Genomic DNA, 19,681 nt, shown 5'->3' with positions numbered 1-19,681 from the left:
CATGGCTGAAGTCTCGCTTATGAACATCGTCAAACGCTATGGTTCGACCGAAGTCGTGCACGGCATCGACCTGGATATCGCGCATAATGAATTTGTCGTGCTGGTCGGCCCCTCAGGCTGCGGTAAATCCACCACATTGCGCATGATTGCCGGACTGGAGGAGATCTCGGACGGCGAAATCCAGATCGGCGGTACGCGGGTCAATGAACTGCCGCCGCGCAGGCGCAATATCTCGATGGTGTTTCAGAATTATGCTTTGTATCCGCACATGTCTGTGCGTGACAATCTGGGGTTCAGCCTGAAGATCGCCGGACAATCACAAAGCCAGATCGACGCTGCGGTGGATGAGGCCGCGGGTATTCTGGGTCTTGCCGAGTTGCTGGAGCGCACCCCGGCGGAACTGTCGGGCGGTCAGCGTCAGCGCGTTGCCATGGGCCGCGCGATTGTGCGCCATCCCGATGCCTTTTTGTTTGACGAGCCGCTGTCGAACCTCGACGCCAAGCTGCGCACCCAGATGCGGACCGAGATCAAGCGCCTGCATCAGAAGGTGCAGACCACGATCATCTACGTCACCCATGATCAGGTCGAGGCGATGACACTGGCCGACCGGATCGTGATCATGAAAGACGGGCATATCGTGCAGGTCGGCACGCCGCTGGATGTGTTCGAACGGCCGGTGAATACCTTTGTGGCGACCTTTATCGGCTCACCACCGATGAACCTGGTCGATGGTACCATTCAGGACGGCGTGATTGTGTTTTCCGATGGCAATTCCGTGCCCGTCCCGCCCGAGTTTCAGGACAAGGTGCAGCCCGGCGCCAGGGTGCAGTTCGGCTTTCGCGCCGATGTGCTGATGCCCCGGGGCCATGCCCTGTCCGACAGCGGCCAGATTGCGCAAATTGACCTGACGGTTGCGCTGGCCGAACCGTTGGGATCGGAAACCATGTTGTTCACCGAGCTGGGCGGCGTTGAGATACAGGCCAAGATGCACAACCCGCGCCCCGTCGCGGGCGGTGAGGTTTTGCCCTTTGAGCTGCATATCGAAAAATGCCACCTGTTTGACGCTGAAACCGGCCAAAGCCTGAGGGATCTGTGATGCAACGCATGGGTATGGTGATCGGGATCAAACCCGACAAGATCGACGAGTATAAACGGCTGCACGCGCAGGCCTGGCCCGGGATTCTGGCCGGGATCACCGCCTGCAACATCCGCAATTACTCGATTTTTCTGAAACAGCCCGAAAACCTGCTGTTTGGCTATTGGGAATATCACGGCAGCGATTTTGCAGCGGATGCGGCGAAAATGGCGGCAGACCCCAAGACGCAGGAATGGTGGGCGCTGACAGACCCGTGTCAGACCCCCCTGCCCGACAATGCCGAAGGCGAATGGTGGGCGATGATGGAGGAGGTGTTTCACCATGACTGATGCGATCACAAAACAACTTGAGACCTGCTATTCCGGCGTTGTGCATGATGTTATGCGCGGCATGGGGTTGCGCAATTTTACATTGCCGCTCGAAATCACGCCGCTGATGCCGGAAAAAACCCTGTGCGGTCCTGCCTTTACCATCGAAGGCCGCCCGGATGATACGGCGGACGGGCATCAGACCCTACTGGAATGGACCGGGCTGCTCTCCAAGGCGAAATCCGGCCATATCTGGGTGTGCCAGCCCCACACGCTGGATTTGGCGCAGATGGGAGAGTTGACGGCGGAAACCCTGCAAAAGAAGGGCGTTCTGGGCTGTGTTTTGGACGGGCACGCGCGCGATACCAATTTTCTGATTGATATCGGGTTTCAGACCTGGAGGCGGGGACATACCCCCAATGACATCGTGGGGCGCTGGCTGCCGACGGCCACGGAAATCCCCATTCAGATCGGCGATGTGCGGATTGAACCGGGCGACTACCTGCTGGGCGACCGCGACGGTATGGTGCGTATTCCCCGCGCGATTGTCGAAGATGTGACCGCCAAAAGCCTCACCGCGATGCAGACCGAAAACAAGGTGCGCACCGCGATCATGAACGGCACCGATCCGCAGGACGCCTATCTTGAGTTTGGTAAGTTCTGATGCGCATCACATCGCTTGATATCCGCGCTTGCCGCATCGAAAGCGACGCCGCTGTCGGCGACCTGCTGCGCGGGGCCAAACGCGCGGCGGGGATGGAGTTTCTGGTCTACACGATGGAAACCGAGTGCGGGCACAGCGCCTCAATGTTCGGGTTCGCGGGGGCCAGTGCCGCTGGCTCGGCACATCTTGCAGCCTCGCTGAAACCGTTTTTTGAGGGCCGCGACGCCCGCGACCGCGAGGCGCTGTGGCGCGCCTTCCGCACGCAAGACCGGTTTTGGAGTCACCTGCCTATCTATATCTACGGCCCGCTGGACACCTGCCTGTGGCTGCTGACCGCGCAGGCCGCCGGGCAGCCGCTGTATAAATACATCGGGGCCGCGCGCGACGAAATCCCGGTCTATCTCAGTTCGATGTTCCACAACGATGCCGCGCCTTACGTGGCCGAGGCCAAGGCCGCGCAGGAGCAGGGGTTTGCTGCCTATAAACTGCACCCGCCGGGCAATTCGGTTGATGAAGACCTTGAGATTCACGCGCAGGTGCGCGATGTGGTCGGGCCAGAGTTCACGCTGGCCTCGGACCCGGTGGCCTTCATGACCTTGCCGCAGGCGATCCGCTATGGCCGCAGGCTGGAAGAGCTGGGCTTTGCCTGGTTTGAAGAGCCAATGCCTGATGAAAGCATCCCTGCCCTGCGCGAACTGACCCGCACGCTGGATATTCCCATATGGGGCACCGAGGTGATCGCCAAACATCCCTACAGCGTTGCCGAGTGTATCTCGACCCGCGTGGTGGACACGGTGCGCGCCGATGTCAGCTGGTCCGGCGGGGTGACGGCGGTGCTGAAAACCGCGCATCTGGCCGAGGCCTTCAATGTGAATTGCGAGGTGCATACCGCCATTTTCCACCCGCTTGAGATGGTCAATCTGCACCTGTGTGCGGCGATCACCAATTGCACCTATCTCGAACTGCTCTGTCCGGTTGCGGATTTCAGCTTTGGCCTGACCGAACCACTGCCCATTGAAAACGGCATCGCCCGCTTGCCTGACACGCCCGGCCTTGGGCGCGATCTGGATTGGGCGCTGATCGACGCCGCCACCGTTCTTCACCTGTAACGAAAGGCCCGCCCATGCCAGCCACCACATCGCAGAACTTGCTGCTTCTGTCTGACGCCGACAATGTGCTGATCGCGCTTGGGCCGACCGAGGCAGGCCCGCACCCGGTCTCGGACGGGTCGGTGGCGCAGGTGAAACAGGCAGTGACGCTGGGCCACAAGATCGCCCGTCACGCCATAGCGCGGGGCGAGAAGGTATTGAAATACGGTGTCCCGATCGGTTCGGCCTCGGCCGATATTGCGGCGGGTGAGCATGTGCATGTCCACAATATGCAAAGCGACTATACCCCCACCCATTCGTTGAAGGAAACGGCAGGAGGATCAGATGTTTGAAGGGTATCTGCGGCAGGACGGGCGCAAGGGCATCCGCAATGTTGTGACCGTGGTCTATCTGGTCGAATGCGCCCGCCATGTGGCCAATGAAATCGTTCTGCCTTATCGCGATCAAGGCGCGCAGGTGATCGGGTTTCCGGGCTGTTTTCCCAACGAATACGCCCAGACGATGATGGAGCGGCTGTGTACCCATCCCAATGTGGGCGCGGTGCTGCTGGTGTCGCTGGGCTGCGAAAGCTTCAACCGGTTTCGGCTGGAACAGGCGGTGGCCGACAGTGGCCGCCCGGTGACATCCATCGTGATCCAGCGCACGGGCGGCACCCGGTCCTCGGTCGCGGAGGGGCGCGAATGGGTCGAAGGGCAGCTTGAGGCGCTGAAAACCACGCCGCGCGTTCCGATGCAGATGTCGGACCTGATCATCGGCACCATCTGCGGCGGATCGGACGCCACCAGCGGGATCACCGGCAACCCCGCTGTGGGCCGGGCCTTTGACCGGATGGGCGCGGCCGGGGCGGCCTGCATCTTTGAAGAAACCGGTGAGCTGATCGGCTGCGAACAGATCATGGCCGACCGGGCCGCGACGCCTGAACTGGCTAATGAACTGGTCCAATCGGTCGACAAGGCCGCCGCCTATTACGCGACGCTGGGCTATGGCAGCTTTGCCGCCGGCAATGCCGAGGGCGGGTTGTCGACCATCGAGGAGAAATCCATGGGCGCTTATGCCAAATCTGGCGCGGCCCCCATTGTGGGTCTGATCAAGCCGGGGGATATCCCGCCCACAGGGGGCCTCTATCTGCTGGATGTCGTTCCCGATGGCGAGGTGCGCTATGGCTTTCCCAACATCAACGACAATGCCGAGATTGCCGAGATGATCGCCTGCGGCGCGCATGTGATCCTGTTTGTCACCGGGCGCGGCTCGGTTGTTGGATCGGCGATCTCGCCCGTGATCAAGGTTTGTGCAAATCCCGACACCTATGAGCGTTTGTCCGAAGATATGGACGTTAATGCCGGGCGTATTCTGAACGGCGTCAGTCTGGATACGGTTGCCGATGAAATCCACGATCTGGTCTGCACCGTCGCAGGCGGCGCGCCCACCAAATCCGAAGATCTGGGTCATACCGAATTCATCCTGACCTACAAAAGCTTTGAACCCATCGGACCGGCCTGCCTGCCGGTTTAAGACCGGGGCAGGACATCCCTTTGACTTTCGGATCGCCCCCTTACGATCCGTCCGAATACTGGAGAACGCAATGACCGACCTTTCAGGCAAGACCTGCCTTATCACCGCCTCCGGGCAAGGCATTGGCCGCGCTACTGCCGAAGCCTTTGTGCAGGCCGGTGCGACTGTCTGGGCCACCGACCTCAACCCCGAGGCGGTCGGCTCGATCACCGGCGCGACTGCACGCGCGCTGGATGTGACCGACCCCGCCGCGATCGCCGCTCTGGCCGAGGAGACCGGCCCGATTGACGTGCTGTTCAACTGCGCGGGCTTTGTCCATGCGGGCAGCATTCTGGACTGTGACGAGGGCGAGTGGGATTTCGCCTTTGATCTGAACGCCAAGGCGCAATACCGCATGATTTCGGCCTATCTGCCGGGGATGCTGGCCAAGGGCGGCGGGTCGATCATCAACATGTCTTCAGTTGCATCCAGCATCAAAGGGGTGCCCAACCGCTTTGTCTATTGCGCCTCAAAGGCGGCGGTGATCGGCTTGACCAAATCGGTCGCAGCCGATTTCGTCACCCAAGGCATCCGCTGCAACGCGATCTGCCCGGGCACGGTCGACAGCCCATCTTTGCATGACCGGCTGCGTGCAACAGGGGATTATGAACAGGCGATGACCGACTTCATCGCGCGGCAACCCATGGGGCGGATCGGCACAGCGACGGAAATCGCGGCGCTGGCGGTTTACCTTGCCAGCGATGCCAGTGCATTCACAACCGGCCAGTGCCACATCATTGACGGCGGCTGGGCAATCTAGGGAACACGACATGAAATTCTTACGATATGGCGAGCCGGGTGCCGAAAAACCCGGTGTTTTGGATGCGGACGGCAATATCCGTGATCTGTCCGGCCTGATTACAGACCTGTCTGGCCCGGTGTTGGAGAACCTCGGCGCGCTGGCCGGAATGGACGTGACCGCCCTGCCAATTGTTTCTGGTGATCCCCGGCTGGGCCCACCCATTGCGGGCACGGGCAAGTTCATCTGCATCGGTCTGAACTATGCCGATCACGCCGCCGAAAGCGGTATGGATGTCCCGCCCGAACCGGTGATATTCATGAAGGCAACCTCGGCCATTTGCGGACCCAACGATCCGATCGTGATCCCGCGCGGATCGACCAAAACCGATTGGGAGGTGGAACTGGCCGTCATCATCGGCAAAACCGCCAAATATGTCTCGGAGGCCGATGCGATGGACCATGTGGCCGGATATTCCGTGACCAACGATGTGTCAGAGCGTGATTTCCAACTACAACGCGCTGGTCAGTGGACCAAGGGGAAATCCTGCGACAAATACGGCCAGATCGGCCCATGGCTGGTCACGCGGGACGAGGTGCCCGATCCGCAGAACCTGAAAATGTGGTTGTCGGTCAATGGCCAGCAGATGCAGGACGGGTCGACCACGACCATGGTCTACGGTGTGGCCCATCTGGTCTCATACCTGAGCCAGTTCATGACCCTGCACCCCGGCGATGTGATTTCCACCGGGACGCCCCCGGGTGTGGGGATGGGACAGACCCCGCCACAATATCTGAACGCGGGCGATGTGGTGAAACTGGGGATCGAGGGTCTGGGCGAACAGCAGCAAAGCGTGATCGCCGACTGACGCAGCATCCGGCAGGCGCCTAGTGCGGCCGAATATGCGCCTGCCCGTCCCGCCCGATTGCGGCGCGATTCTGTCGCCAGATGGTTGGTTTTGCGTCAGTGTCCGATCTTCACCAGCTGCGTCTGTATTTTGACGGGGACCGGCCGTATTTCTTTTTGAACTGCGTGGTAAAATACGCCACGTTGCCGAACCCGGTTGCCACGGCTATGTCGATCAGTCGCATGTTGGACAGCGTCAGGAGTTCGCTTGCGCGGGCCAATCGGATATCGGAATAGACCTTGCCGGGCGGTTTGCCGACGTAATGTTTGAACAACCGCTCCAACTGCCGGATCGACACACCCACACACTGGGCGATTTCCTTTGTCGAAAGCGGGTTTTCAACCTTGCTTTCCATGATGCTGACCGCTTGCGAAATGTGGATATTGCGGACATCGGACAAGCTGGCAAACGCGGTGCGTTGTTCCGCATCATCGCTGTGCACACGCAGATGCAGGCACATGTCCGCCACGATGCTGGCCAGTCGGGTGCCGTGGTCCCGTTCGATCATGTTCAGGATCATGTCGGTCGCGGCCACCCCGCCACCACAGGTCATCAGCGTGTCGTCGATCTCATACAGGTTTGAGGTCGGGCGCAGATCGTGGAACATCTCGCAGAAAATGTTTTGGTATTCCCAATGCAGCGTAAACCGTTTGCCTTCCAGCAAACCAGCCCGGGCCAGGGCGAACGCGCCCGTGCAAATACCGCCAATTCTGCAACCCAGCGTCACCTGTCGGCTGATCCAGGCAATGGCTTCGGTGCTGATATGGTTCTGCGGCTCGTTCCCGGAGCAAACGAAAATCTGGCTGCCAGGGCGTGCGTCCTTGCGGCCGAAATTGGGGGTGATCAGAACCCCGTTTGAACATCGGACAGGTTCTTCCTCCTGCGCCAAGGCCACCCAGTTGTACAGGTTTTTTCCGGTGATCTGATTGGCGATCCGCAGTGGCTCGATCGCAGAGCTGAAGGCAAGCATGGTCAGGTTGGGCAGCAGGAAGAAATACACGTCTTTCGGGTCACCTTCGTAAGCGATGGGAAAGACTGCGGGGGTTTCCACGTGTTTTGCGTTCTTTTGCATTTGCCAACCGTCCTTGTTTGCGCTCCTCCAGAGCTGTCTGAGAATGGGGTCATTTGGTGGTGCGTTCCACGCACCCGGCGACTTTGCCGCCTGAAACTGAAGCGCGGCGCGCAATTCCCTGGGAGGGAAGTGGAACTGCGTGCCGCCTGAGGTCAGATCTGACCTTTGTTTTTGCTGATCAGCGCCCCAGCAGCAGTTCCGGCAGGAACAGCGAAACCTGAGGGATATAGGTTGTGATCAGCAGAGTCGGGATCCATGCAAAGGCGATCATGAACAGGGTGGGCCCGATCATCTCGGTCACCGGAGCCTTGCCCACACGCGCGCCCAGATACAGCAGCGGTGCGGTCGGCGGGGTGATGTTGCCCATCCCCAGGTTCACGCCGATGATGGCGGCAAACTGGATTGGATCCACGCCCAGGTCCACGATGATCGGGAACAGCAGCGGCGAGGCCAGCAGAATGCCCGACACGTCGTCCATCAGCATACCGATCAGAACCAGAACCACGTTGATCATCAGCATGATCACGATCGGGTTCTCTGAGACCGAGAACACGATGTCCTGCGCGATGCCGGGGATATCTTCAAAGATCAGCATACGGCTGACGATCATCACCATGAAGAACATCACCATCACAACACCGGTGGTGGTTGCCGTTTCCAGCAGAGCCGAGCCGAAGTTGCCGCGGTTCAGGCCCTTGTAAACAAAGAAGCCAACAGGGATCGCGTAGATCACAGCAATACCAGCAGCCTCGGTCGGGGTCATGATGCCGCCATAGATACCGCCCAGAATCATCACAGGCATCAGCAGCGCCGGAACAGCTTTCCAGCTGGTTTTGACAACCTCTTTGGGGAAGTTATCCGACGGCGGCAGGGTCTTGATGTCCTTGTATTTGCGCAGCAGGAAGAAGTTGCACAGGATCAGCAGAACGATCAGGATCAGGCCCGGCACGATGGTTGCAAGAAAGCATTTGAGCACCGACTGACGTGTCACCCAGGCATAGATGATCTGAATCGCGCTTGGCGGGATCAGCAGGCCCAGAGGTGCGGCGTTTGCGATGATCGCAGCCGAAATACCGCGTGGATAGTTCGCCTCGCGCAGCTGCGGCAGCATGATCGAGCCGATGCAGGTCAGCGTCGCCGAGGCCGAACCCGAGATCGCGCCAAAGATGCCGCTGGCCACAACCGCAGCCGCCGACAGGCCGCCTTTGATCCGGCCCACGAACAGCTCCGCCAGTTCCACCAGCGGTGCCGCGATGCGGCCCTTCTCCATCAGGCCACCGGCCATGATGAACAGCGGAATCGCCAGCAGGACCAGCGCGTTCATACGGAAATGCCCTGACGTGAGCAGCGCAGTAAAGTCATGCCCATCGCCCGCGAAAGCGATGAAGATCATCGCCAATCCGAAAGCAAGGGGAACCGATACGCCGATGATCAATGTCACGGTCAGTATCAGAAGGGTGATCGTCAGAATCATTGAGTCGCTCCTGAGTCGTCGAGGGGCTTCAGAAAGTCAGGGTCCGTCAGGGCCACATGAAGGCGAAGACCGGTGAAGAAGGTCATCAGCAAAAAGCCCAGCATGATGCCGGTGTGCGGAACCAGGAACGGAATCCGCCATGCCACAGTGGCCGGCCATTTCGGGTACTGGGCGATGTTTTCCCAGACCATGTAGATGGCAAGACCGCTCAGCACGAGCAGAACCACAAATTCGATCGCGATGACGAGCAGCGCAAAGAACCGGCTGACCGCAGGCGATTTGATGAATGCCGACAGAAAGTCGGCCTTGATGTGGTTGCCTTCCCAACTGCCCTGCGCGCCGCCAATGAAATACAGCCAGAACGCGATGGCCATGACCCATTCCTCATAGGCGAACAGGTCCGCCTGGAACAAATAGCGCAGGATCACGACGAAGAAGAAGGTTACAGCAAGTATCAGGCTGGCTGAGACCAGCAGTATCTTCTGAAACGCCAACAATCTGCGAAGAGCGGGGGATTTAGGTGTCAACGTACCTTCCATCCGTACCTCCCGTAAAATGGTTGAGCGGCGCGCCCTTCTCAGGACGCGCCGCTTTGATTTTTTGGCTTAGTTGCTGACGTCAGCTTTCAGAGCGTCCATCAGCTCTTTGCCGAAGGCCTGCTCCAGCTTGGGCCAGGTGGTTTCGCGCACATGAGCAGCAATCGCGGCGCGGTCTTCGTCCGAGATTTCGATCACTTCGATACCGTCATCCGACAGTTTCTGGGTGAATTCGGCGTCTTTGGCTTCCGAAACTTCGAAGGACGACAGAGCCGCCTTGCTGAACGCGGCTTCGACAGCGGCTTGCTGCTCGGCGTTCATTTCGTTCCAGACGTCGTTGCTCATGTAGTAGGCTGTGTTTTCAACGAACGCGTTGTAGGGGATGTAGTACTTCAGCGCGTCACGCCATGCGGTGTAGTTCGCCTCGGGCGTACCGCCGATCACACCGTCAACAACACCCTGCTGCAGCGCCGGGAAAACGTCACCCCAGTCGATGGTGGTGGTGTTGAAGCCCAGATCCGACGAAGTTTCTTTTGCAACATTTGCCGACCAAACACGGATGGTCATGCCCTTGTCGCCAACGCCGGTTGCGTTTTCAGGCAGTTTCGACGCGCCAACGCCGATGAAGCCTTCGCCCACGATGCCCAGCAGCTTGATGTTCTGTTCCGCCAGCAGTTCCGAGAACTTGGTGTAGTAGTTCGAACCGGGGGTGAACACTTTGCGCATCTGGTCATAGTCTTCAACCAGGTACGGGATGGTGCTGATTTCCAGGCGGGGGTCGTTGGTCGAGTAGATGAAGGTATGCGCAATGTCGATCACGCCTTTCTTCACGTCACCAAAAACCTGCTCGCCCGAGCCCAGCTGGTTGGCAGGGAACAGCGACACTTTGATGTCGACATCTGCGCCTTCCAGTTCTTCTTCGATCTGCTTCAGCAGAACGGTGTTCGAGTGGTCGGGGGCGTGAGTCCCGGCGATTTTCAGGCGCACGGTATCAGCAGTTGCGATCGCCGGGATGGACGTCGCGGCAGCAAAACCCAGACCAGCGACCAGCAGGCCACGGCGAGCGAGTTTCAGGGTGTCAAATTTCATATTTCTCCTCCTTGAGCATTTTGAATTTGATGTCGTTTTTCTTTCCCACAGGTCGTCTAGAGCGAAAGAATGGTCCTAAATATTATAAATGCGCAGAATGCATGTATATTTACGCACCCACGCACCTGTCTGATCAACATTCCGGGAGGTTGACGGCCAACCCACCCAGCGATGTCTCTTTGTAGCGGTTACTCATATCCAGCCCGGTTTGCCGCATCGTTTCGATGCAATTGTCCAGCGGCATGAAATGGCTGCCATCGCCGCGCAGCGCCAGCGAGGCGGCAGAAACCGCCTTGATTGCACCCATGGCATTGCGTTCGATGCAGGGGACCTGCACCAGCCCGGCGACCGGGTCACAGGTCATACCCAGATGATGTTCCAGGGCGATCTCAGCAGCGTTTTCGATCTGCTCATTGCTGCCACCCAAGGCGGCACACAGCCCTGCCGCCGCCATGGATGAGGCTGACCCAACCTCACCCTGACAACCCACTTCGGCGCCGCTGATCGAGGCGTTCAGCTTGATCAGCGCGCCGATGGCGGATGCGGTCAGCAGGAACTCACGCTCTCCTTCAGAGGTCGCGCCCATGCAATGTTCGCGGTAATACCGCAAGACCGCAGGCACAACGCCCGCAGCCCCGTTGGTGGGCGACGTCACCACGCGGCCCCCGGCGGCGTTTTCTTCATTCACGGCCAGGGCGTAGACAGACATCCACTCGTTTGCGGTGTGCGGTTGTTTCAGGTTGCTGTCGCGCTCGGCGATCAGCTTTTCATGCAGATCAGCGGCGCGGCGTTTGACCTCAAGCCCGCCGGGCAGGATACCGCGCTGCGACAGGCCGCGGTCAATGCAACCGTCCATGGCGGCAATCACGTCATCGACCTGCTGATCGACGGCCTTTTTGCTCAGATGGGCAACCTCGTTTTCGTATTTCATCTGGGCAATCGACTTGCCGGACCGCCGACCCATCTCCAGCATTTCTGCAGCATGAATGAAGGGGTGCGGATAGTTCCATTCCTTGGGGATCTGCGGCGCTTCATCCGTTTCTTCGGCGCGTTGCGCGTCCAGTTCGGCCTCGGTCATCACAAAGCCGCCGCCGATGGAATAGTAGACCTCGGCAAACACGACCGCACCTGCCGCATCCTCGGCCCATAGACGCATGCCATTGGCATGGCCCGGAAGGGTCTCGTCATAGTCGAATATGACGTCCTTTTCCGGGTCGAATTGGACAGAACCAAGCGCCTCGGTATGCAGGATCGCTTCTTTGCCCAGCCTTTGCAGTTCCTGTTCGGCCAGATCCGGGTTCAGCGTGGCCGGCAGGAACCCTGCAAGCCCCAGAATGACCGCGCGGTCGCTGGCATGCCCCTTGCCGGTAAACGCCAAAGAACCATGAAGCGATGCGCGCAAACGGTGCACCGCGCCACGGTCTGTGTGCTTTGGCAGCTTTTGCAAAAAAGCTGCTGCAGCCGTCATGGGACCCATTGTATGCGAACTGGAAGGACCGATTCCGATCTTGAAGATGTCGAAAATGCTCAGAAACATGTCAGACTCCTTGCTCTGCGGTCAGTTCGCATAGGCTGGGGCGCGGATCAGGCGTAGATCGGGAACCGCTTGCACAGGTCGAGGACTTCGGCACGCACGGCGGCCTCAACCTCGGCATCGCCTTCGCCATCTGTTGCGGCCAGGCCGTCGATCACGCTGAGAACCATCGCACCGATCTGGCGGAACTCGGCCTCACCAAATCCACGGGTGGTGCCCGCGGACGACCCCAGGCGGACGCCCGAAGTGACAAAGGGTTTTTCCGGGTCAAACGGGATCGAGTTCTTGTTGCAGGTCAGGCCCGCGCGTTCCAATGCCGCCTCGGCTGCTTTGCCGGTGACGCCTTTGGGGCGCAGGTCAACAAGTACCATATGAGTATCGGTGCCGCCCGACACGATGCCCAATTGACCCTCGACCAGCACATCGCTCAGCGCGCGCGCATTGGCGATGACATTGGCGCAGTATTGCTTGAATTCCGGCTGCAACGCCTCGCCAAAGGCCACGGCCTTGGCCGCGATCACGTGCATCAGGGGGCCACCCTGATTGCCCGGGAAAACGGCAGAGTTGAACTTTTTCGCCAGCGCCTCGTCATTGGTCAGAATGATACCGCCACGTGGGCCGCGCAGGGTCTTGTGCGTGGTCGAGGTGACAACATGCGCATGCGGCACCGGGTTGGGGTATTCGCCCGTCGCGACCAGACCAGCGTAATGCGCCATGTCGACCATCAGATAGGCGCCAACTTCGTCCGCGATTTCGCGGAAGGCCTTGAAGTCGATGGGGCGCGGATAGGCCGAAGCACCCGCCAGAATAAGCTTGGGTTTGGTTTCCAGCGCCTTGGCGCGTACCTGCTCCATGTCGATCAGATGGGTTTCGGGATCAACCTCATAGCTGACCGGGTTGAACCACTTGCCCGACATGGTGACAGGCGAACCGTGAGTCAGGTGCCCACCATGGGCCAGCGACATGCCTAGGAATGTGTCGCCGGGTTGCAGCAGCGCCAGAAACACGGCCTGGTTTGCCTGCGCGCCCGAATGCGGCTGCACATTGGCATAGCCTGCGCCAAACAGTTGCTTCAGGCGCGACACGGCCAGATCTTCGACCGTATCCACATGCTCACATCCACCATAATAGCGGCGACCGGAATACCCTTCGGCGTATTTGTTGGTCAGAACCGAACCCTGCGCTTTCAGCACCGCCTCAGAGACGATGTTCTCGGACGCGATCAGTTCGATCTGGTCCATTTGGCGGGTCAGCTCGGCATTGATCGCCGCTTCGATTTCGGCATCCGACGAAATTTTGACAACAGTAGACATATCGGGAGACTCCCAATTGAAAGTTTCAGTCAAACTTTGGGTGTGTGGGCGGGTTACAGACCGACAGCCAGTTCGGTTTCACCCACGCTCAGCAGATGGCGCACATGGGGGTAGAACGAACGCCACACATACATGCGGAACGCGGTTTCCCCTTCGCGCAACAACACGACCTGCGCACTGTCGAACACCGTCCGTGTGCCGCGACCCACGGCAATGGCACTCAGGTCGCGCGGGCAGGACGTGTTGATCAGCGTCGCGGCATCCGCGCCTTCGATCAGCAGGCCGATCTCGCGGAAAGACACGTCCACAAGGCTGTGGATCGCGCTTTCATAGATGTCGGCCCCGGCCTGGGTGATCGGCGCCCGATCTGCTTCGGGGCACAGGATAGTCCATTCATCCGGGCCAAGGCAGATTGCCTTGCGCTCGCCCGAAACGGCCACGTCCCCGATTTTGGTCGGCAGATCGACCCCAAGCGCCTTGGACACCGCTGGCAGGTTTGCCGCACGGCAGCGCAGGCTGAATTTACCTTCGAACGGCAGATCCTGCACCCGGAGGTCCGATGTTTGATTGAGCTGTGCCATATCTCTCGCTCCCTCAGAGGTTGATCCGCGATCCGTCGGGATCGTAGAAATTAGTTCCGGTGACTTTCGCCGTCAGCGTCTTGCCCGGCATCGGGATATCGACCGTCTTGCCGTCGCGCCCAAAACCGCCTTCGATCACGGCCATCGCAATCGAACGGTTCAGCGCCGCGCTCCAGTAAGATGAGGTCACGTGACCGATCATCTTGGCTGGGATTGACGTATCGCCCGCCTCGACAATCTGCGCGCCCTCTTCCAGCACGGTTTTCGGGTCGTCGGTCAGCAGGCCAACCAGCTGCTTGCGGTTTTCCACCAGCATGTCGGGTCGATCCAGCGAGCGTTTGCCCACAAAGTCCGGCTTTTTCTTGCCAATCGCCCAGGTCAGGCCCGCATCCGCAGGTGTCACAGTGCCGTCCGTATCCTGGCCGACAATGATGTAGCCCTTTTCGGCACGCAGCACGTGCATGGTTTCGGTGCCATAGACGCAGACATCGTATTTCTGACCTTCTGCGTGCAGCTTCTCCCACAGGGCGCGGCCATCTTTGGCCGGTACGTTAACCTCAAAGCCCAACTCGCCGGTAAAGCTGATGCGGAACAGGCGGGATTCGAAACCGGCCACGGTGCATTCGGCAACCGACATATGCGGGAAGGCTTCGCCCGAGATGTCCAGACCTTCGACAAACGGTTCCAGCACCTTGCGGGCGTTGGGGCCGTTCAGTGCGATGGTTGCCCATTGCTCGGTGGTCGAGGTCAGCCAGACATCCAGATCGGGCCATTCGGTTTGCAGGTAATGCTCCATCATGGTCAGAACCCGCGCCGCGCCACCGGTGGTGGTGGTGACGTGGAACCGGTCCTGGCTCATGCGGCCAATGACACCATCGTCGCGGATGAACCCGTCTTCGCCCAGCAGCAGGCCGTAACGGCAGCGGTCGTTGCCCAGCTTGGTCCAGGGGTTGGTGTACATGCGGTTCATGAACTCGGCCGCATCGGGGCCAACAACCTCGATCTTGCCCAGGGTCGACGCATCGAACATACCCAGCGAGTTGCGGGTCGCGGCGCATTCACGGGCCACAGCCGCGTGCATGTCCTCACCGCCCTGCGGGAAGTACCAGGCACGGCGCCACAGCGACACCGGCTCGTACACTGCGCCGTTTTCTTCGGCCCAGCTGTCGATGGGGGTCTTGCGGGTCAGTTCGAACAGGTCTTCCTTGTGATAGCCCGCAAAGGTGCCGAACGTGGTCGGCGTATAGGGCGGACGGAAGGTGGTCAAACCAACCTTGGGCGCGGGACGATCCAGCTGATCGGCGGCCACGTTCAGCCCGTTCATGTTGGCCATCTTGCCCTGATCGGTCGCCATACCATTGGTGGTGAAGCGTTTGATATGCTCGATCGAGCGCATCCCGTGTTTCACCGCCAGACGGATGTCTTTCGCGGTCACATCGTTCTGGAAGTCGGTGAAGGCACGGGCCAGCGATGCATTTCCATCGGTCGGCAGTTCCTTGACCACAATGCCCTGACCGGGGCGGTCATTGCCCACGGCAAACGCCGCGTCCTGCGCACCCAGCCCCATCGACGCCAGCGCGGCATTGGCCGCAGCGACACCATCATTGGCGGCATTCTGCTGACCCCAGTGGCCACGACCGGCCCCTGCGATGTGGCAGTTTTCGGTCATCTCGCCAGGCAGGAACACGCCCTGTTCCTCGTCCCAGACAAGGCTGCCCTTGGTGTGCGAGAACAGGTGCAGCGAGGGGGTCCAGCCGCCGCTCATCAGCACAGCATCACAGTCGATGACCATCGCGCCGGTGGGTTTGCCCGCACCGTTCTGCTTGGCAATCCGCAGGCCCTTGACGCGCAGGCGCCCTTTGGCGTGGGTGACGGTGTGGTCCAGATAGATGTCGATTTTGCGCTGCTTGGCCGCATCGACCAGCGCCGCATCCACATCGGCGCGCACATCCACGATGGCCGAGACATTTGCACCGGCATCGGCCATGTCAAACGCCGCATACCAGGCGGAATCGTGGCTGGTGGCGATGGCGACATTGCGGCCCACCAGAACACCATAGCGGTTCAGGTAGGTCTGCGCCGAACCGGCCAGCAGAACGCCGGGGCGGTCATTGCCGTCGAACATCAGCGGACGTTCCAGCGCACCCTGCGCCAGCACAACCTCTTTCGCGCGCACCCGCCACATCCGCTCGCGCGGGGCGTCTTTGGGCACGTCGGCCATGTGGTCGGTCAGCTTTTGCGCCAGCGCGACCATGTTTTCATGGTAGTAACCGATTGCGGTGGTGCGGGTCAGGATCTGCACATTGGCCTTGTCTGCCAGTTCCGCACGGGCCTGTTCGACCCAATCCGCGGCCACGGTGCCGTCGATCTCGATCGCGTCTTCGGACAGCAGCGATCCACCCAGTTCGGGGTTTTCGTCAACCAGCACAACCTGCGCGCCGCTGCGGGCGGCGGTCAGCGCAGCCGCCAGACCGGACGCACCTGCGCCGACGATCAGCACATCGCAATGGGTATAGCGCGAGGCATAGGTGTCGGGGTCGATCTCGGTCGGGGACACACCCAGACCGGCCGCGCCGCGAATGAACGGCTCATACACCTTGTCCCAGAAGCTTTTGGGCCACATGAAGGTCTTGTAATAGAAACCCGCCGAGAAGAAGCGATACAGCTTGTCGTTCACCTCACCCACGTCAAAGGCCAGCGAGGGCCATTTGTTCTGGCTGGTGGTGGTCAGACCGTCATAGATTTCCTGCACGGTGGCGCGGGTGTTCGGCTCGAACCGGCCCTTGGTGCCGCGCGAGGTGCCGATCAGCGCGTTGGGTTCCTCGGAACCCGCTGTGACCGGACCACGGGGACGGTGGTATTTGAACGACCGGCCCATCAGGTGAACGCCGTGCGCCAACAGGGCCGAGGCTACGGTGTCGCCTTCGAAACCTGTATAGGTCTGGCCGTCAAAGGTGAATTTGACGGTTTTCTGGCGGTTGATCCGCCCTTTGTTTGCAACGCGCCATTCAGTCATTGGACTCACCTTTCGCGGCAGATGCGTCAGGGCGGTCTTCGCCCATGGGATAGGTTGTGACAAACTTGTCCGAAACGGTGTTGCGGACCGCGTTGAAGTAACGCCCACAGCCCTGCGCATGACGCCACTGTTCCGCGTGATCGCCGCGCACGTTGCGACGGGTGAACAGGAAGTCCTTCCAGTCACCGTCGTTCAGGGCCGACGGGTCAAGGGGGCGGTCGATATGCGCTTCGCCGGCGTATTCAAACTCCAGCTCGGGCAGGGTTTCATTGCAATAGGGGCAGTGAATCAAAAGCATGTCACACCTCTTAATGGGCAACAGCCGCAGCGGCGGCTTCGTCAATCAGGCGACCGGTTTCAAACCGGCTGAGCGAGAACGGGGCGTTGATCGGGTGCGGCTCATCGCGGGCCACGGTGTGGGCAAAGGTATGCGCCGCGCCGGGCGTCGCCTTGAAGCCACCGGTGCCCCAACCTGCGTTCAGGTACAGGCCGCCGACGGGCGTCTTGCTGACGATGGCCGAACGGTCGGGCGTCACGTCAACAACACCGCCCCATTTGCGCAGCATCCGCATCCGGCGGAAGATCGGGAAGACCTCGCAGATCGCGGCCAGCGTATGTTCGATCAGCGGCAGACCGCCCCGCTGGGAATACGATACATACTGGTCGGTGCCCGAACCGATCACCAGCTCGCCCTTGTCGGACTGGCTGAGATAGGCGTGTACGGCGTTCGACATTACAACGCCGGGGAAGATCGGCTTGATCGGTTCGCTGACCAGCGCCTGAAGCGGATAGCTTTCCAGCGGCAGGCGAACGCCAGCGGTTTCCATGATCGCGGTGGTGTTGCCCGCAACCGATACGGCCACTTTCTTGGCGCGCACGAACCCGCGGGCGGTTTCCACACCCATGACATTGCCATTGTCGTCACGGCGGATCTCAGTCACCGGGCAGTTCTGCACGATGTCCACGCCCCGCGATGCGGCGGCACGGGCATAGCCCCACGCCACGGCGTCATGACGGGCGGTACCTGCGCGCTGCTGGAACGCCGCGCCCATAACCGGGTAGCGCGCGTTTCGCGAAATGTTCAGCGGCTCGCACTTGGCTTTCGCCTCTTGCGGGGTCAGCCATACGTTGTCGACGCCGTTCAGACGGTTGGCGTGGACGTGACGCTTGAAGCTTTGGACGTCATGCACGTTATGCGCCAGCATCATCACGCCGCGCTGCGAGAACATCAGGTTATAGTTCAGCTCCTGGCTGAGCCCGTCCCAAAGGTCCAGCGCGTGATCGAACATCCGCGCACTTTCGTCATACAGATAGTTCGAACGGATGATGGTCGTGTTCCGGCCCGTGTTGCCGCCACCCAGCCAGCCCTTTTCGATCACCGCAACATTGGTGATGCCATGTTCCTTGGCCAGATAATACGCGGTGCCCAGACCGTGGCCACCGGCACCGATGATGACAACGTCATAGCTGTCCTTCAATTCGGAATCGGGCCATTGCGGCTGAACGTTTCGATACCCCGTGAGCGCATCACGAACGATTGATAGAGCGGAATACTTTTGCACGGCTGCCTCCTAGATCAGACGGTTGCCTATTCGAAAACGGCCCCGTAAAATTGTATGGTTGCGCAACACCAAAGGTAATATTGCGCATCCAAGTGGTGAGGACCCCATGGCAGATGGCCAAAACCCAACAAACCGGCAGCTTACCATCGGCTTCATCCTGGCCGATCGCTTCACGCTGACTGCGTTTTCCAGTTTTGTGGACGTGTTGCGACTCGCCGCGGACGCGGGCGACAGCAGCCGCCCGATCCGGTGCAAATGGCGCATCTTGTCGCCGGATCTTGAGCCGGTCTACGCCAGCTGCGGCCTGCGCATTCAGCCGGATGACCGCTTTGGCGACCCCAAGGATTACGACTATATCGTCGTCGTCGGCGGGCTGGTTGAACATATCGAAACCAAGAACACCGAATATACCAAATTCCTGCAAAAGGTGGTGGCCGCTCGGGTGCCCCTGGTCGGGCTGTGTACCGGCAGTTTCATCCTGCACGATGCGGGGCTGATGGATGGCTATAAATGCTGCGTCAGCTGGTTTCACCGCGTAGATTTTCTGGAACGTTTTGAAGGGCTTGAGCCTGTATCAGATCGAATCTATGTCGTCGACCGTGACAGGCTGACCTGTTCCGGCGGCAGCAGCGCCGCGCATCTGGCCGCCTACATTGTCGAGAAACATATCGGACGCAAATATGCCCGCAAAAGCCTGAGCATCCTGATCGTGGATGAGGTGTATGACAGCGGCAAGGCGCAGCCCAACCTGCCGCTTCAATTGTCGACCAATGACAACCTGTTGCAGCGTGCCCTGGTCATCATGCAGCAGAACCTGGAAAACGGCATCAAGATCTCGGAACTCGCCAACGTCCTGAGCATGAGCCGCCGCACGCTGGAGGGGCGGTTCAAGAAGGAATTCGGGGTGACGCCGCTTGAGGTGATGAACCTGATCCGCATCGACAAGGCCAAGCACCTGCTGGGCAATACGCACGCGTCGATTTCCGAAATCTCGCTCAGCACCGGATTCTGCGATTCGTCGCATATGTATAAGGTGTTCATGCAGCGCGAAGGTCGCCCGCCGTCAGATTTCCGCAAACAGGCCTCCTGACCGGGCTTGCCCCAGCGCGGGGACAAGCTGTATTCACGAT

At 60.0% G+C, this 19,681-nt stretch carries 19 protein-coding genes; 9 read left to right on the top strand and 10 right to left on the bottom strand.

Annotated elements, in window-relative coordinates; genetic code table 11:
• Position 1 precedes the first annotated feature (1 nt).
• The 8 genes from ACR0AG_RS03440 (at position 2) to ACR0AG_RS03405 (ending at position 6,335) form a co-directional block, all read left to right on the top strand.
• The gene (locus ACR0AG_RS03440) at positions 2–1,096 is read left to right on the top strand and encodes an ABC transporter ATP-binding protein (protein ID WP_480836458.1); all 1,095 of its coding nucleotides are present in this window, start codon (positions 2–4) and stop codon (positions 1,094–1,096) included.
• Positions 1,096–1,425: an L-rhamnose mutarotase gene (locus ACR0AG_RS03435; protein WP_480836456.1), complete on the top strand. Its 330-nt coding sequence runs from the start codon at positions 1,096–1,098 to the stop codon at positions 1,423–1,425. Before ACR0AG_RS03440 ends, ACR0AG_RS03435 begins: the two co-directional genes overlap by 1 nt.
• Positions 1,418–2,068 (top strand): RraA family protein, encoded by a 651-nt coding sequence (locus ACR0AG_RS03430; protein WP_480836454.1) that lies wholly within the window; start codon positions 1,418–1,420, stop codon positions 2,066–2,068. The genes ACR0AG_RS03435 and ACR0AG_RS03430 overlap by 8 nt, the downstream gene beginning before the upstream one ends.
• On the top strand, positions 2,068–3,177 hold the full coding sequence (locus ACR0AG_RS03425; RefSeq protein ID WP_480836452.1) for an enolase C-terminal domain-like protein: 1,110 nt from the start codon (positions 2,068–2,070) through the stop codon (positions 3,175–3,177). Before ACR0AG_RS03430 ends, ACR0AG_RS03425 begins: the two co-directional genes overlap by 1 nt.
• Before the next feature lie 14 nt (positions 3,178–3,191).
• Positions 3,192–3,509, top strand: a complete 318-nt coding sequence (locus ACR0AG_RS03420) for a UxaA family hydrolase (protein WP_480836450.1) — start codon at positions 3,192–3,194, stop codon at positions 3,507–3,509.
• On the top strand, positions 3,502–4,689 hold the full coding sequence (locus ACR0AG_RS03415) for a UxaA family hydrolase (protein ID WP_480836448.1): 1,188 nt from the start codon (positions 3,502–3,504) through the stop codon (positions 4,687–4,689). Before ACR0AG_RS03420 ends, ACR0AG_RS03415 begins: the two co-directional genes overlap by 8 nt.
• A gap of 70 nt (positions 4,690–4,759) precedes the next feature.
• A complete protein-coding gene (locus ACR0AG_RS03410) occupies positions 4,760–5,488 on the top strand; it encodes an SDR family oxidoreductase (protein WP_480836446.1) in 729 nt (242 codons plus the stop codon).
• A 10-nt stretch (positions 5,489–5,498) separates the two neighbouring features.
• Entirely contained in the window at positions 5,499–6,335 is an 837-nt protein-coding gene (locus tag ACR0AG_RS03405) for a fumarylacetoacetate hydrolase family protein (RefSeq protein ID WP_480836444.1), read from the top strand.
• 109 nt (positions 6,336–6,444) lie between these two features.
• Here the strand turns inward: ACR0AG_RS03405 and ACR0AG_RS03400 are convergent, their stop codons facing one another.
• From ACR0AG_RS03400 to ACR0AG_RS03355, 10 genes are all read right to left on the bottom strand, one after another.
• Positions 6,445–7,446: a GlxA family transcriptional regulator gene (locus ACR0AG_RS03400; RefSeq protein WP_480836442.1), complete on the bottom strand. Its 1,002-nt coding sequence runs from the start codon at positions 7,444–7,446 to the stop codon at positions 6,445–6,447.
• 178 nt (positions 7,447–7,624) lie between these two features.
• Entirely contained in the window at positions 7,625–8,920 is a 1,296-nt protein-coding gene (locus tag ACR0AG_RS03395; RefSeq protein WP_480836440.1) for a TRAP transporter large permease, read from the bottom strand.
• A complete protein-coding gene (locus ACR0AG_RS03390; RefSeq protein WP_480836438.1) occupies positions 8,917–9,459 on the bottom strand; it encodes a TRAP transporter small permease in 543 nt (180 codons plus the stop codon). Before ACR0AG_RS03390 ends, ACR0AG_RS03395 begins: the two co-directional genes overlap by 4 nt.
• Positions 9,460–9,525: 66 nt before the next feature.
• Positions 9,526–10,545 carry a TRAP transporter substrate-binding protein DctP gene (gene dctP, locus ACR0AG_RS03385; protein ID WP_480836437.1) on the bottom strand — a complete coding sequence of 340 codons (1,020 nt, stop codon included), beginning with the start codon at positions 10,543–10,545 and terminating at the stop codon, positions 9,526–9,528.
• Positions 10,546–10,678: 133 nt separating this feature from the next.
• Complete coding sequence (locus ACR0AG_RS03380) at positions 10,679–12,082, bottom strand: L-serine ammonia-lyase (RefSeq protein ID WP_480836435.1); 1,404 nt, start codon at positions 12,080–12,082, stop codon at positions 10,679–10,681.
• 47 nt (positions 12,083–12,129) lie between these two features.
• The gene (gene glyA, locus ACR0AG_RS03375; RefSeq protein ID WP_480836433.1) at positions 12,130–13,392 is read right to left on the bottom strand and encodes a serine hydroxymethyltransferase; all 1,263 of its coding nucleotides are present in this window, start codon (positions 13,390–13,392) and stop codon (positions 12,130–12,132) included.
• Between the two features lie 53 nt (positions 13,393–13,445).
• Positions 13,446–13,973, bottom strand: coding sequence for a sarcosine oxidase subunit gamma (locus ACR0AG_RS03370; RefSeq protein WP_480836431.1), 528 nt, complete (start codon positions 13,971–13,973; stop codon positions 13,446–13,448).
• Between the two features lie 13 nt (positions 13,974–13,986).
• Positions 13,987–16,989, bottom strand: coding sequence for a sarcosine oxidase subunit alpha (locus ACR0AG_RS03365; protein WP_480836429.1), 3,003 nt, complete (start codon positions 16,987–16,989; stop codon positions 13,987–13,989).
• Positions 16,982–17,287 carry a sarcosine oxidase subunit delta gene (locus tag ACR0AG_RS03360; RefSeq protein ID WP_480836427.1) on the bottom strand — a complete coding sequence of 102 codons (306 nt, stop codon included), beginning with the start codon at positions 17,285–17,287 and terminating at the stop codon, positions 16,982–16,984. The genes ACR0AG_RS03365 and ACR0AG_RS03360 overlap by 8 nt, the downstream gene beginning before the upstream one ends.
• 10 nt (positions 17,288–17,297) lie before the next feature.
• Complete coding sequence (locus tag ACR0AG_RS03355) at positions 17,298–18,551, bottom strand: sarcosine oxidase subunit beta family protein (protein ID WP_480836425.1); 1,254 nt, start codon at positions 18,549–18,551, stop codon at positions 17,298–17,300.
• A gap of 106 nt (positions 18,552–18,657) precedes the next feature.
• Between ACR0AG_RS03355 and ACR0AG_RS03350 the strand changes: the two genes are divergently transcribed.
• Positions 18,658–19,641, top strand: coding sequence for a GlxA family transcriptional regulator (locus ACR0AG_RS03350; RefSeq protein ID WP_480836424.1), 984 nt, complete (start codon positions 18,658–18,660; stop codon positions 19,639–19,641).
• The last annotated feature ends 40 nt before the right edge of the window (positions 19,642–19,681 follow it).

The sequence above is a fragment of the Ruegeria sp. H6 genome, assembly GCF_056532975.1.
Note: the sequence above shows the minus strand (reverse complement) of the source record. Positions and strands in the feature narration are given on the sequence as shown.